This window comes from Geodermatophilus sp. SYSU D00697, assembly GCF_054050175.1.
The window spans coordinates 213,629-226,610 of the sequence record NZ_JBJGYV010000003.1 but is presented as its reverse complement, the minus strand read 5'-3'; the positions used below and the strand labels follow the sequence as shown (position 1 = coordinate 226,610).

The window sequence follows — 12,982 nt, the reverse complement described above, 5'->3', positions numbered from 1 at the left end:
GGCCATCTGGCCTGCAAGGACACTTGTTGGCCGTTGATGGCCGGATACGGACACCCTGCGGACTGTCTGCGGACCGCCGTTGACTCGCATTGCGTACTGGAGCGACGAACTCTTCGGGGTTGCAGGACCCACGGACTCACGGCGCAGGGAAGCGAGCGGGCCACCGGGCCTGCCGTGCTGCTCATGCCACACGCGCCGTGCCGACGTCCACAGCGCCAAACGATCCCGCACCGTCTGGCCGGCCAGTCCCCGGCAGTGAGATTCGTCAGGTACGCGGGCACCTCCCGTCCCGGAACCGGCGCCTCACAGGCCCCGATCCCCGGCGAGGCTCCGACGGATGCCGCCTGCGTAGTGGCCGCCCGGAGAAGACCGCGGCTGATCCGGTAACCGAATTGCCTTGGCCAGGTGCTCCTGATCCAAAGGCCACCTCGCCACCGGGCCAGGCGTTGCCCGCCTCGACCTGGGCATGCCGCGCCGCCGAGCCGCTCCAGCAGCTGGCGGACGCTCTCGTTGGGAAGGGGGGCGGCGACGGGCTGCAGCGGTGCGCGATCGCGCTGGCCACGGCTGGTCCACCCCGGCATCGTGATGACCGGCCCACGCCCCGGTCACGCGCTTTCCGCTCCAGCTCGTCGGGCTGCGCGAGCCGCCGCAGGCGGCGCAGCAGTGAGTCGACGGCGGTGGCCGGAAGGCTTGTCGCCTCCCGGCCCGAGCGGCACACTCGCGCAACGGAACGGCATCGTCCCTTCACCGGCCGCTGCTCCCTGCCTCCCGGTCCGCTGACCTCCCTCGGAGGTGGCCATGCGCACCTCGCGGACGCCTCATGGGAACGCCTCGATGAGAGCCGCAGAGGACTGGTTCATCGACAACGGCGTGCCGCACTTCCTTGAGCGCTACAGCGCGGCAGAGCGGTGGCGATCACTGATCACGCCGCTGCTGGTCCTCGTGGCCTTCGAGCTCGGCATGGCTCCCTGGAGCCCGCCGACCCTCTTCCACCTGCTCACCGCACCGCCGCTCGTCCTCGCCTATGTGGCGATGCTGCGTTGGCAAGGCGGTCGATCGCACGAGACGCCGAGACGCTGGGCCCATGCCCGGGCTCTCGTCTGGGTGATGGTCTACCTGTGTCTGATGTTGGGCTCGGGTCTGGTCGTGGGGCTGTACCTGAACCACGTCGGGCTGACGCTCGGTCTGAACAACGAGTCGGTCGACGGCCTGACGATCCTGCTGCTCCTGGGAGCGTCAGTGGTACTGCTGCGCCCGGGGGTGTGCGCCATTCCCGGGCGCCGGGCTCGGATCCTGCTACGGACCACGATCGCGACTGTCATCCTGTTCGCAGCGGAAGGAGCGATCTTCCCGTCCTTCGCCGAACTGTGGTCGCGGTTCGCGCCCGTCGGGCCTGAGGCCATCCCGCAGGCCACGCCGGCGCTCCTGACGGCCATCCTCATCGGCATCACCTGCTTGCACGCCTCCAAGAGCCCGGGTGGATTCCAGGGAGCGCCGTCGGCCGGAGCACTGATGGTCGTTCCCGCCGTACCACTCCTGCTCGTCGTCCTGGCCGCTGAGACAGCGATCTTCCCGCACACGTTCGTCGATCCCATGGTGGTGGGAGCGGGTGCGATGACCGCCGTGTGCTGCGCGGCCGTTCTGGGCATGGCGCGTAGCCGATCGGCGGATGGCGAGGAGTCGAGAGCTCGAGGGTGGCGACTCGGCAGTGCAGTCGTCGTCACGCTGCTGCTGGTGGTCTCCCTGGCGTCGTACCCCCTCCTCGTCATGTTCTACGGCCACATCTACATCAACCCCCTTGAGACCTATGTCACGGGGTTGGACGCGTTACTGGTCGCCAGCCTCGTTCACCTGGGGTATCTGGCCCTCACGGTCTTCGTCGTGAGTTTCGGCCTGGACCGCCTGGCCATCTGGGCGGCACGAGAAGCCCGCCACAACCTGCGCAACATCGGCAGCGGGGTGACTGAAGGGCTGCCGCTGCTGGTCGTCTTCATCACGTTCTTCACGTTCAGTCAGGAGACCTGGCAGGTCGCCCACCTCGCCTCACCAGCGGCGTTGACCGCCCTGTTGGCCCTCCTGCTCGCCACCGTGCTGGTGGTCGTCCTGTGGACCGCGGCGACACGCGTGGGGGCGCAGGTGTCCTTCGAGCGCGCGAGGCTCGAAGAGCTTGCTGCATCAGCCGCCACCGGCAACGCAGCACTGTCGTCGCTCGTGGACGAGTGGAAGGGGATCGCCCCTCGACGCGACGAGCACGTCGTGCCGTTGCGGGGTAGGTCGCGCTTGAACGCCATCGCGGTGCTCGCCATGTACGAGGGGCTCGTCCTCGCCCCCCTCACCCTTCTCTCGGCGGCGCTTCTCTTCCTCATCTGCAAGCTCACGGTCAAGCCCCGGGTCGCTGCGGGATGGATCTTCGGCGACGGCCAGGAGAGACGAGGGGACATCTGGAAGGGAGCGCTTCTCCCTCAACCGTGGCTGCGCGTCGCTGTGATCCTGGCGGTCTTCGCTCTGCTGTACGTGGCCGTCGAGGTGCACCGGGACCATGCCCAGGGCTCTCGGTTCTTCGCCGGCGCCCAGACCGCGATGGACCAGCGCCTGGCGATGTACCTGGTGTACACGTCGCGCCGGTCAGCCCCGCTGACGTCAGAGACGGGCGAGCCCGTTCCCGACCGGGCTCCATCGACATCCGGCCACCAGGCGACATCGCCGCCGCACCAGGGGTGCCCACTCTGCTCCGGGCCGGTGCCGACGAGATGACCGACATCGGGGTCCTCGAGACACGGGTCAAGGACATCCGGAGACAGAGCCCACTGTGGGGCTCGACCCTGGGCCGGCCATCCGTGGGGCGCTGAGGCAGCGACCTACTCAAGCAGGGGCGCCACCGCTCGCTGACTCCATCCGAGGGCTGACCTCGCTCTACCTCAACGGGAGTTCGCGCGGACACCGCCCAGGCGCAGTCCGCGGACCGCCGGGAGAAGATCGACGACCTGGACGATGAGGTGGAACGGCTCCTCGAGCGAATACCCAGGCGATCCAGGAGCGTGACACGGCCCGAGCCGAGGCCCCGGACCAGCGTGGACGCGTCTGTTTCGAGTGGACCGCCACCGTGGAAGCGAGCCAACGCGCTGCCGCCCCATGAGCGCCGAGCGCTGCCCCGCCTACGTGACCGTCAGCCCGGACCGTCAGGTGCGCTGCTGCAGTGGCAACGCAAGGCACGGGCCAGGCGAGGACATGCACCAGGGGCTCCTGTGGGTGACGCTGCTCGACGGCCGCGAGCACGCCGCATGCCTGGGAGCACCTCGCCGAGCCCCTGGGAGGAGATCCTCGAGCGGGCGACGTGGCGGCCTCCGACACTGCCGCGGTGGTCCGATCTGCGCGCTGCGCGAGCGGGCGACTGTCGGCCTGACCTCTGCGGGTGTCGACAGCCGTGCCCTCGGTGTTCGTGCGCTGACGTGAGGGGTAACCCCGGATTGCAGGGCCCTCGGCTCCAACAGCGCGGCCGGGGCTCTGCGCCGAACCCGCGACCGATTGGTCGTGTGGGTGGGGGAATCCATGAGCGATCGGGTCACCTGGGAGATCTGCCCGAGCTGCGGACGGACCGCGGCAGTGGGTTGGATCGATGACCAACCGGTTGAGTTCGACTGCACCGCAAGGTGCCAGCTGACCGCCGCACAGCTGCGCGGCCTTGCTCAGCGGCGAAGTCCCGCGGAGGTCTGGCTCACTCGGGCATGGGTGGTTGCTGTACCGGACGGTCAGGGCCCGCCTCGCATGGCGGACGACTCCACCTGACCTCACTCTTTCGTCTATGCGGTCAGAACCCGGCCCATCAACGCACGCCTCTGCCCGAGGGGCCATCGACTCCGCCGCGGTCGCGGAGGAATACCGCCAGATGCTCCTCCACGAGGAGACAGCGGCCATGCTCGATCTCGAGTCGTTGCAGGACGAGCCGCGCCGCGAAGTCGCCATGCTGCAATGGCGGGCGGCCCATCACCGTCGATGGGCCCTCCGCCTCCGGGAACACCTGCTTGCCGCCGCCGACGAGAGGACCTCGAGATGAGCTTCGATCTCCACCGAGCCGACGGCGAGGTCATGCGCTACGGAGACGACGCCCGCTTCAGCTTCACCGCCACCGGCCACCTCGTGATCTACGACGGCGCGCACAAAGTCGTCTTCAGCCACCACAGCTGGGACCGCGTCGAGGAACCCGTCCCGCCACCCGGGAAGTGACCCTGGTCAAGGCAGCCCATGGGGCGTCAGCCATCGATGTAGCGGTCGCGCTCGACGAGGAACTCCCCCGTCGCGGTGTTGGCGTCGATGAACTCCGGCAGCAGAGGGATCCGCACGGTCACCGTCACACAGACGGCGAACTCCTCCCCCGGCGTCAGCGTCGGCGCGTAACCCCCGGCCGCGTCACACCCGGCACCGGCCGGCGCGTAGGCCACTCGGACGTCGGTGGCGTCGATGGACTGGTCGGCCACCGCCAGTCGCGCCGCCGCCTCGGCCCGGGCGGCACCGCTGACCGGGTCCGGCGCGGTGCCGATCGCCCGTCCGGCCTCCCGCGCCGCCGCCGTCGAGGCGAACACCCCGCGCTGCACCGCCGAGAACCCCGCCACGATGTAGACCAGCGGCACGAACACCACGATCGCGATGAACACGAACTCCACCAGCGCCGAGCCGCGCTCCCCATCGAGCCGGCCCAGCCGCGCCCGCAGCCACCTCATGCCGCGGTCTCCTTGACCGCCCGGCCGGTGACCTCCAGCGGCAGCAGGTTGCCCAGCCCCGCCAGCAGCGTGGGCACCGTCCCCGAGCAGCGGACGACGACCAGCGTCAGACCACTGACATCGGCCTCCTCGCCCGCGGTGCACGCCAGCCCCTCGGCCGTCTGCACCGACGTCGCCCGCGCCACGATCGCCACCGTGCGGTCGGCACCCGAGGACGACGGCACATCGGCGTTGGCCGCGAACCGGGCGCCGTCCTGGGCGCTGGCGGTCACCACGTTGCGGGTGTGCACGTAGACCGCCACCTGCAGCACCGCCAGCAGCAACACCACGACCAGCACCGAGACGAAGACGAACTCGACGACCGCGGCGCCGCGCTCCCCGTCGTCCGGTGAGGTGATGGAACGGCTCCGTCCCGGGGCCCGCCCCGAGCGCAGCGAGGGGTGGGGAGGACGGGGTCCTCCCTCAGCCACCGCTCGTGACGGAGTCCAGCGCGTTGGTCACTGCCGAGACGATCGCCTCGCGGAACGGGATGAGGATGGCCAGCACCAGGGCCGCCGTCATCACCGTGATCATCACCCAGCCCGGGACGTCGCCCCGCTCGGGATCCTCCCCCCGCACCCGCTCGGCCAGTGCGGCCAGCGCCGCGAGGACCCCCGTGAAGCCCGGCATCCGTCGTCCTTCCTGTCGTGTCCGCCGGCTCATCGCGCCAGCGAGACGATGCTGATCAGCCCCGGGAACAGGGCGAAGAGAACGGTCACCGGCAGCACCAGGAAGACGACCGGGACCATCATCGCGATCTCCTTCCGGCCGCCGGCCTCCAGCAGCCGGCGCTTGCCGGCCTCGCGCACGTCGGCCGCCTGCGCGCGCAGCACCTCGGCGAGAGGTGTGCCGCGCTCGATCGCGACCAGCAGGCCGTCGATGAACCGCGCCAGGGCGTCGAGCGAGGTGCGGTCGGCCACCTGCTGGAGGGCGTCGACCAGTGGCACCCCGGCGCGGGCGCAGCCGAGGGCGGACCCCAGTTCGCGAGCCAGCTCACCACCGGAGAGCCGGGTGACGCGGGCGATCGCCGCCGTCGGGCTCTCCCCCGCCGTCACGGCCAGCGCCAGGAGTTCGGCGACGACCGGGAACTCGGCCAGCAGCAGCTCCTCGCGACGGCGCACCTGCTGGGTGAGCCACCAGTCCCGGCCCAGCACCCCACCGACCAGCCCGGCCAGGCACAGCAGCGCGACCGACAGCACGTTGACGCTCCCGGCCAGCAGCGAGCCGACCGCCGCGAGCAGCGCGGTCCCGAGCAGCCCCAAGCCGCCCCAGACGACCTGCTCGACGCGGAAGTCCTCGACCGTCGTGTCCCCGCCGAGGGCGTCCAGGCGCCGGCGCACCGCCGTCCGGCCGCCGACCACCCGGTCCACCAGCCGGGCGCCGTCGGCGACCACCGGCCCGAAGACCCGCCGCGCCGCGGTGAGCAGGCCGGCCTCTGTCGCCGTCCCCAGCAGCCGGGACGGGGGCGGGGTGTCGTGCACGTACGGCGCCAGCCGGTCGACCAGCCGGACCGACCGGAACGGTGGCGCGAAACCGACCACCAGCAGCAGACCGGCCGCCGCGGCCAGCCCGAGCAGCATCCCGGCCAGCGACGTGGTCACTGCAGGACCCGCAGGTCCTGCGGCAGCCGGCCGATCCGCAGCATCAGCCGGTACGCGGCCAGGCAGACCGCGGCGCCGCCGAGCAGCAGCGCCGTGCCGACCGGGGAGTCGTAGGCGTCCAGCGTCGTGGACTGGGTGGCGAGGAGCAGCAGCACGACCCAGGGCGCGGCGACCGCCAGGCGCGCCGCCTGCACCACCCAGCCCTGCCGGGTCTCCAGCTCCGCGCGGGCACGGGCGTCCTCGCGGAGGAAGGTGGCCAGGGTCCGCAGCACCCGGCCGAGGTCGCTGCCCCCGACCTCGCGCGCCACGCGCAGCGTCTCGACGATCCGGTCGCCGACCGGGTCGGCGAGGTCGTCCTTGAGCCGGTCCAGGCAGACGCCGAAGCGGCCGGTCGAGCGGTACTCGGTGGCGAAGCGGGCGAAGGGCGGGCGGAGCACCTCCGGGCCGCGGGTGGCCAGGGCGGCCAGCGCCTCCGGCAGGGACAGGCCCGCGCGCACGGCGGAGGAGAGGTTGTCCACGACCTCGGGCCAGACCTCCCGCAGGTCCGCGCGGCGCTTGACCGCCAGCCGCCGTACCTGGACGGCGGGCAGGGCGAACCCGAACGCACCGAAGACCAGGCTCACCGTGACCGTGGCGGTGGTCAGCAGGACCACGACGAACGCCAGCAGGCCGAGCCCGACCTGGAGGGCGACCAGCTGGGCGGCGTTGATGCCGGTCAGGCCGGCCGCGGCCAGCCGCTGCTGGAGGCGAGATGCCCCGCGGGGCCGGACCGTCCGCCGGGGCGCGCGCGGGCCGCTGTGCCACACGAGCAGCAGCCCGACCCCGAGCAGCAGGCCCAGCAGCGCGCCGGTCAGGGTCACGAGGCCCACCGGACGTCGTCCAGCAGCGCCGCGAGGTCGAGGCCGCGGGCGGCGAAGCGCTCGGCGTGCGGCGGGTAGCCGTCGGCCCGCACCAGCCGGCCCTCCCGCGTGGTGAAGACGTCGGCCAGCTCGATGACGCCGTCCTCGGCGCGACCGGGGACGGCCACGATCTCGCGCACCCGCCGGCGGCCGTCCGGGTCGGTACCCACGTGGACCACCAGGTCGACGCTGGCCGCCACGGTCGGGACGACGAAGGCGTGCCCGATGTTCTCGCCGGCCAGCAGCGGCAGGGTGCACATCTTCACCACGGCCTCACGGGCGCTGTTGGCGTGGAGCGTGCACATGCCGGGCAGACCGGAGTTGAGCGCGATCAGCAGGTCCAGGCACTCCTCCTGGCGCACCTCGCCGACGACGATCCGGGAGGGCCGCATCCGCAGCGCCTCCTTCACCAGCCGGCGCAGCGGGATCTCCCCCGCTCCCTCCAGGTTCGGCTGGCGGGTCTGCATCGCCACGACGTCGGGCAGCGGCAGGCGGAGCTCGAAGACCTCCTCGCAGGTGATCACCCGCTCCCGGGCGGGGATCGCCGCGCACAGGCAGTTCAGCAGCGTCGTCTTCCCCGCCTGCGTGCCCCCGGCGACGAGGATGTTGAGCCCGGCAGCGACCGCGGCCTCCAGGAACCGCGCTGCCTGTCCGGTCAGGGTGCCCAGCCCGACCAGCTCGTCGAGCGAGTGCGCCTGCAGCACGAACTTGCGGATGTTGACCGCCATGTGCCGGCGGGTGATGTCCGGGATGACCACGTGCAGCCGTGACCCGTCGGGCATCGTCGCGTCCACGAACGGGGTCGACATGTCGATCCGCCGTCCCGAGGTGCGCAGCATCCGCTCCACCAGGTCGGCCAGCTCGCCCGCGCCCAGGATCGTCGTGGTCAGCTCGGACCGGCCGCGCCGGGCGACGAACACCCGCCCGGGCTCGTTGACCCAGATCTCCTCGACCTCCGGGTCGTCGAGGTGGCGCTGCAGCGGGCCGAAGCCGGCCACGCGATCCAGCACGTCCCGGACCACCGACTCCGGGTCGACGATCGGTGGCAGCGCCGAGGTCAGCGAGCGCTCGGAGTAGTCGGCGACGACCTCGCGCACCAGCACCCTCACCGGCGCCGGGTCGACGAACGGGTCCAGCCCGCGACGGCGGATCAGCTCGCGCACCTCGCCGTCGACGACCTCCAGCGCACTGGTCGCAGTCGGCACGCCCACCCCCGTCGGCCTGTGTCCGGTTCCGGATCTCAGGACGACGGACTGTAGGAGAACGCAACCGTCCGCGGGGCGCGGGAGCGACGGTCTGTGGACGACGTCGCGGGAACGGCACCCGGTCGGGTGTCACCCACTGCCGAGGACGGTCACGCCGTGGAGCGACCGGGCCGCGAGGGTGTGCCGACGGGTGCTCGTGCTCTGCATCCCCGCGGCACGCAGAGCACGAGCACCCGGTGTCACCCACCGCCGAGGACGGTCACGCCCTCAGCGACCGGGCCGAGAGGGTGTGTCTGCGGGTGCTCGTGCTCTGCATCCCCGCGGTACGCAGAGCACGAGCACCCGCGGAGGGACCCACGGCGCCCGGGTCCGGGGACGGCGCCCGGGTCCGGGGACGGCGCCCGGGGTCACGGGGCGGCCCCCGGCTCAGGAGACGAGACCCCGGGTCAGGGGACGGGGACGGCGACCACCACCACGTTGTCCGTGTAGTTGCCGGTGCGCTCGTCGAAGGCGCCGCCGCAGGTGACCAGCGCCAGTTGGGGCGGCCCGTCGGTGCGGAACAGCTCCGGCGGCAGCGCCGACTTCGGGATCGACGTCCGCGAGGCCACCGCGTACCGGTGCGTGCCGCCGGCCGCGTCGGTCACCTCGACGACGTCCCCCTCGCGCAGGGACAGCAGCCCCTCCATCGGGCCGGCGCCGTAGTGGGCCGAGTCGACGTGCCCGGCGACGACCGCCGTCCCGGTCGCGTCTCCCGGCACCGCTCCCCCGGCGTACCAGCCGAGGACCGTCGGCCGCTCCGGCAGCTGCAGCGCACCGGAGGCCAGCACCCCGACCGATACCAGCGGCACCGGGTCCGGGGTCGTGGCCGGCGGCAGGGAGAGCGCCACCGGCGCCGGGGAGGCCGGCGGCACGGTGGGCGTGGCCGGCGGCGGGGACGGGGCGGCCGACGGCGACGTTCCCGGCGCCGGGGCCACGGCCGCCACCGGTGTTCCGATGTCGGCCGCGTCGGCCCGGGGCTGCACGCGGGTGAGCGCGAGCCCCGAGCCGACGAGCACCACGCCCGCGACGACCAGCACCAGGTGCCGGAGCCGCGGGCCTCTCACGCGGCTGTCGCCCGGCGGCGGGCCAGCCCCAGGGCGCCCGCCACGAGCGCCAGCGCACCCACGCCGGTCAGCGCCCAGCCGGTGGTGCCAAGACCGTCGTCGGCCGCCTGGCCGCCGGTGCCACCGGGCACCGACGTCGGGACGCCGTACTGCTGCGCCGCGGCGCGCAGCTCGGTCAGGTGCTGCTCGACGACCGGGGTGGCCGCGTTCGCCAGCTGGAGCACCGTCTGGTCGGAGCCGTTCTGCAGCTCGCGCTGCGTGGCGGCCAGCGTGGTCGAGTGCGAGCCGATCTGCTGGGCGATCCAGGCGGTGTCGAACGCCTGCCCGGAGTTCTGCTGCACCGCGGCCAGCTGCTGCTGTTGCTCGGCGGGCGGCTCGCCGGGCAGCTCGACGCCGAACTGCTGCGCGGCCTGGGTGAGCTGCTGGTCGAGCTGGGTGTGCATCTGCACGAACATCGCCCCGAGGTCCCGCACCTCGGGGGTGGTCGCCGACTGCTGCGCGGCGTTGCCGGCGGCGATCTCGGCGAGGTTGCTCTGGTGGGCGGCCTGCATCCAGGTGACGTCCTGGTCCGACGGTGCGGCCAGGGCGGGGGTGGAGGTCACGACGAGGGTGCCGAGCACCGCCACCGGGAGGAGGACGAGACGGGACAGTCTGCGCACACGGGTGAGCTCCGATGAGTCGAACGGGTCACGGCCGGGGCGCCTCCTGCCCAGCACCGCTGAGAGACCCCGCCGCCCTACCCCGGCCCGATGTGTCTCACGCAACCAGATTGGGTCCGATCGTCCCGAGACCCACCGGACCGCCGGCGAGCCGCGGAGCCGCGGAGCCGCCGGTCAGCGCGCCCGGCTGGCCCGGCGCCACTCCTGCGGCGGGACGCCGTGCGCGGCGCGGAACCGCCGGATCAGGTAGCCGGCGTCGGCGTACCCGACCCGGCCGGCCACCGCCGACACGGTCAGGTCGGTCTCCGCGAGCAGTCGCCGGGCCTCGGCGAGCCGTCGCTCGGTGATCCACTGCTGCACGGTCCGCCCTGTGCGCCGACCGACCACCGTGGTCAGGTGACCCGGTGAGAGCCCGACGGCCTCGGCCACCTCGCGCAGCGAGATCGGCTCGGCGAAGCGCCGCTCGACGACGTCGAAGACCGCGGCCAGCAGCGGCTCGTCGCGCAGCCGCAGGTGCCCGGGGACGTCGGCGGCCAGCCGGGCCAGGTCGACCAACAGCAGCGTCAGGATGGCCAGCGCCGCCTCCGCGTACCCCTCCCGCCGCTCCCGGACCTCGCGCGCGAGGTCGGCCATCCGACGGGACCACGCCGTCCGCTCCGGCTCCGGGACGCCCAGCCGTTGCACGCCGCCGGCCCGCCCGCCGACGAAGGGGAACAGCAGCGGGTGCGCCCGCCAGGACCCGAAGCTGCCGGGACTGCGCCGCTCGACGGCGTCCGGGGGGAAGTAGACCGACCACACCACGGCGTCGGTTTGGTGGACCGAGAGCTCCGGGGCGACCACCTCCCCGGGGGCGACCACGAACAGGTCGCCGGCCGCGACCTCCCACGTCCGGGCGTCGACGCGCAGCCGGCCGGCGCCCCGCTCGACGTAGCTGAGGACGAGGAAGTCGTGCGCGTGCGGATGGGAGGGCGGGGCGCCCTCGGGCGCGTGGGCGCCCTCGAACCGGGAGACGGTCACCGGTGGAGCGCCCGCCTCGCGCGCGTAGCCGTAGACCGGTGCGCCGTCGACCTGCCGGCCCTGCAGCACCCGGCCGACCGGCGCCGGATCGTCGGAAGAACGTCCCATACCGCCCGAGGTCCCGCCCTTGTCCGCACGTCCCGAGCGGCCGAGGGTAGCGGAGAGGATCCCGAAGATGGTCCCGTCCGCGGTGGCGGGCCGACCGCCGAGGAGGCACCCATGAGCGAGGTCAGCACCCGGACCGCGGTGACCGGCGAGGAGCGCGCCTTCCTCCCCGGGATGGCCCGGGAGTGGCTGCTCCCCCTCTACGACCCGATGACCCGGCTGTTGGGCGTCGACCGGCTGCACCGGCGGCTGGTCGACCAGGCCGGCCTGCGCCCCGGGCAGCGGGTGCTCGAGATCGGCTGCGGCACCGGCAACCTGCTGATGGCGGCGAAGCGGGCCGAGCCCGCCGCCGTCCTCGTCGGGCTCGACCCGGACCTGGGCTCGCTGGCCCGGGCCCGCCGCAAGGCCCGCCGCCGGGGGCTGGCCGTCCAGCTCGACCGCGGTTACGCCGACGAGCTGCCCTACGGCGCCGACAGCGTGGACGCCGTCCTCTCGTCGTTCATGCTCCACCACCTGCCCGACGACCAGCGGGAGCCGGCGATGCGCGAGGTGCTCCGGGTGCTGCGGCCCGGCGGCGCCCTGCACCTGCTCGACGTCGCCGGTGGGGTCACACCCGCCGAGGGCCGGCGCGCGCACCGGGGCAACCGCGGGCACCGGCACGAGCACACCGGGCCGCACGCGGTCGACGGCATCCCGGACCTGCTCCGGCGCGCCGGCTTCGCCGACGTCGCCGAGACCGGCTCGGGCGAGCACCGCCGGATCGGCCGGTTCGCCACCTACCGCGCGACCGCCTGAGCCCGGGCGCCGGTCAGCGGGCCAGCTCGGCGACCGCGTCGACCAGCGCGTCGCCGTCCAGCAGCACCCGGTCGTTGTGGTCGGCCCCGGGCACCTCCACCAGCCGGTGCAGCTCGGCCGCGGCCGCGGCGACGGCGCGGCTCTGCTGCGGCGGCACGATGGAGTCGGCGTCCCCGAGCACGACCGTCGTCGGCACCCGCACCCCGGCGATCTGCTCGGCCACCGGATAGCGGTCCCGCAGCAGGGCCCGCACCGGCAGGAAGGGGTAGTGCACGCTGCCCACGGCAGCGAGGTCCACGAACGGGGAGCGCAGCACCAGGCCCGCCGGCGGGTGCTCGGTCGCCAGCTCGGTGACCACCGCGGCACCGAGGCTCTCCCCCAGGTACAGCAGCCGCTCCGGCGGCACCGCGGCCTCCTCGACCAGGTACGCGCGGGCGGCGCGGACGTCGGATGCCAGGCCCTCCTCGCTGGGGCTGCCCGGGTTCCCGCCATAGCCGCGGTAGTCGAACAGCAGCACGGCCAGCCCGCGGTCGCGCAGCGCCAGGGCCAGGGGAACGCGCAGCCCGCGGTGCCCGCCGTTGCCGTTGGCGACCAGCACCGCGGGCGCGGCCGGGTCAGGGCCGGGCACGAACCAGGCGCCCAGCGCCAGCCCGTCGGCGGTGGTCAGGACGACGTCCCGCGCGCCGGGCAGGACCGCGGCGGCGGCCGGCAGCGGGCCGTCGTCGGGGAGGTAGACCAGCCGGCGCTGCAGCCCCCACAGCAGACCGGTCAGCACGGCCAGCACCGCGAGGACGACGACCCCGGCCCGCAGCGCACGCCGGGCGCGGCCCGGCGCGGCCAC

At 73.6% G+C, this 12,982-nt stretch carries 14 protein-coding genes; 4 read left to right on the top strand and 10 right to left on the bottom strand.

Annotation, left to right across the window (positions count from 1 at the left end; genetic code table 11):
• The first annotated feature begins 834 nt into the window (after positions 1-834).
• From ACI79C_RS04765 to ACI79C_RS04755, 3 genes are all read left to right on the top strand, one after another.
• Positions 835-2,754 carry a hypothetical protein gene (locus ACI79C_RS04765; RefSeq protein ID WP_456944473.1) on the top strand — a complete coding sequence of 640 codons (1,920 nt, stop codon included), beginning with the start codon at positions 835-837 and terminating at the stop codon, positions 2,752-2,754.
• A 1,159-nt stretch (positions 2,755-3,913) separates the two neighbouring features.
• Positions 3,914-4,054: a hypothetical protein gene (locus ACI79C_RS04760; protein WP_456944472.1), complete on the top strand. Its 141-nt coding sequence runs from the start codon at positions 3,914-3,916 to the stop codon at positions 4,052-4,054.
• Complete coding sequence (locus ACI79C_RS04755) at positions 4,051-4,224, top strand: hypothetical protein (protein ID WP_456944471.1); 174 nt, start codon at positions 4,051-4,053, stop codon at positions 4,222-4,224. Before ACI79C_RS04760 ends, ACI79C_RS04755 begins: the two co-directional genes overlap by 4 nt.
• Positions 4,225-4,250: 26 nt before the next feature.
• Here ACI79C_RS04755 and ACI79C_RS04750 read toward each other — a convergent pair whose 3' ends face one another.
• The 9 genes from ACI79C_RS04750 to ACI79C_RS04710 all read right to left on the bottom strand — a co-directional run bounded on the left by ACI79C_RS04750 (position 4,251) and on the right by ACI79C_RS04710 (position 11,349).
• Entirely contained in the window at positions 4,251-4,718 is a 468-nt protein-coding gene (locus ACI79C_RS04750; protein ID WP_456944470.1) for a hypothetical protein, read from the bottom strand.
• On the bottom strand, positions 4,715-5,188 hold the full coding sequence (locus tag ACI79C_RS04745; protein ID WP_456944469.1) for a TadE/TadG family type IV pilus assembly protein: 474 nt from the start codon (positions 5,186-5,188) through the stop codon (positions 4,715-4,717). Before ACI79C_RS04745 ends, ACI79C_RS04750 begins: the two co-directional genes overlap by 4 nt.
• A complete protein-coding gene (locus ACI79C_RS04740; RefSeq protein ID WP_456944468.1) occupies positions 5,181-5,387 on the bottom strand; it encodes a hypothetical protein in 207 nt (68 codons plus the stop codon). The genes ACI79C_RS04745 and ACI79C_RS04740 overlap by 8 nt, the downstream gene beginning before the upstream one ends.
• A gap of 29 nt (positions 5,388-5,416) precedes the next feature.
• Positions 5,417-6,358, bottom strand: a complete 942-nt coding sequence (locus ACI79C_RS04735) for a type II secretion system F family protein (protein ID WP_456944467.1) — start codon at positions 6,356-6,358, stop codon at positions 5,417-5,419.
• Positions 6,355-7,227, bottom strand: a complete 873-nt coding sequence (locus ACI79C_RS04730) for a type II secretion system F family protein (protein WP_456944466.1) — start codon at positions 7,225-7,227, stop codon at positions 6,355-6,357. The genes ACI79C_RS04735 and ACI79C_RS04730 overlap by 4 nt, the downstream gene beginning before the upstream one ends.
• Positions 7,215-8,462 carry a CpaF family protein gene (locus ACI79C_RS04725; RefSeq protein ID WP_456944465.1) on the bottom strand — a complete coding sequence of 416 codons (1,248 nt, stop codon included), beginning with the start codon at positions 8,460-8,462 and terminating at the stop codon, positions 7,215-7,217. The genes ACI79C_RS04730 and ACI79C_RS04725 overlap by 13 nt, the downstream gene beginning before the upstream one ends.
• Positions 8,463-8,908: 446 nt before the next feature.
• Entirely contained in the window at positions 8,909-9,565 is a 657-nt protein-coding gene (locus ACI79C_RS04720; RefSeq protein ID WP_456944464.1) for a class F sortase, read from the bottom strand.
• Complete coding sequence (locus tag ACI79C_RS04715) at positions 9,562-10,224, bottom strand: DUF4142 domain-containing protein (RefSeq protein ID WP_456944463.1); 663 nt, start codon at positions 10,222-10,224, stop codon at positions 9,562-9,564. The genes ACI79C_RS04720 and ACI79C_RS04715 overlap by 4 nt, the downstream gene beginning before the upstream one ends.
• 174 nt (positions 10,225-10,398) lie before the next feature.
• The gene (locus tag ACI79C_RS04710) at positions 10,399-11,349 is read right to left on the bottom strand and encodes a helix-turn-helix domain-containing protein (RefSeq protein ID WP_456944462.1); all 951 of its coding nucleotides are present in this window, start codon (positions 11,347-11,349) and stop codon (positions 10,399-10,401) included.
• A gap of 111 nt (positions 11,350-11,460) precedes the next feature.
• Between ACI79C_RS04710 and ACI79C_RS04705 the strand changes: the two genes are divergently transcribed.
• Positions 11,461-12,141 (top strand): class I SAM-dependent methyltransferase, encoded by a 681-nt coding sequence (locus ACI79C_RS04705; RefSeq protein WP_456944461.1) that lies wholly within the window; start codon positions 11,461-11,463, stop codon positions 12,139-12,141.
• A gap of 13 nt (positions 12,142-12,154) precedes the next feature.
• Here ACI79C_RS04705 and ACI79C_RS04700 read toward each other — a convergent pair whose 3' ends face one another.
• Positions 12,155-12,982: an alpha/beta hydrolase gene (locus ACI79C_RS04700; protein ID WP_456944460.1), complete on the bottom strand. Its 828-nt coding sequence runs from the start codon at positions 12,980-12,982 to the stop codon at positions 12,155-12,157.

Bases quoted from the DNA above. Each gene is read 5' to 3' on its own strand.
- ACI79C_RS04765 (WP_456944473.1), top strand. From the start codon at position 835: ATGAGAGCCGCAGAGGACTGGTTCATCGACAACGGCGTGCCGCACTTC.
- ACI79C_RS04760 (WP_456944472.1), top strand. From the start codon at position 3,914: ATGCTCGATCTCGAGTCGTTGCAGGACGAGCCGCGCCGCGAAGTCGCC.
- ACI79C_RS04755 (WP_456944471.1), top strand. From the start codon at position 4,051: ATGAGCTTCGATCTCCACCGAGCCGACGGCGAGGTCATGCGCTACGGA.
- ACI79C_RS04750 (WP_456944470.1), bottom strand. From the start codon at position 4,718: ATGAGGTGGCTGCGGGCGCGGCTGGGCCGGCTCGATGGGGAGCGCGGC.
- ACI79C_RS04740 (WP_456944468.1), bottom strand. From the start codon at position 5,387: ATGCCGGGCTTCACGGGGGTCCTCGCGGCGCTGGCCGCACTGGCCGAG.
- ACI79C_RS04710 (WP_456944462.1), bottom strand. From the start codon at position 11,349: ATGGGACGTTCTTCCGACGATCCGGCGCCGGTCGGCCGGGTGCTGCAG.
- ACI79C_RS04705 (WP_456944461.1), top strand. From the start codon at position 11,461: ATGAGCGAGGTCAGCACCCGGACCGCGGTGACCGGCGAGGAGCGCGCC.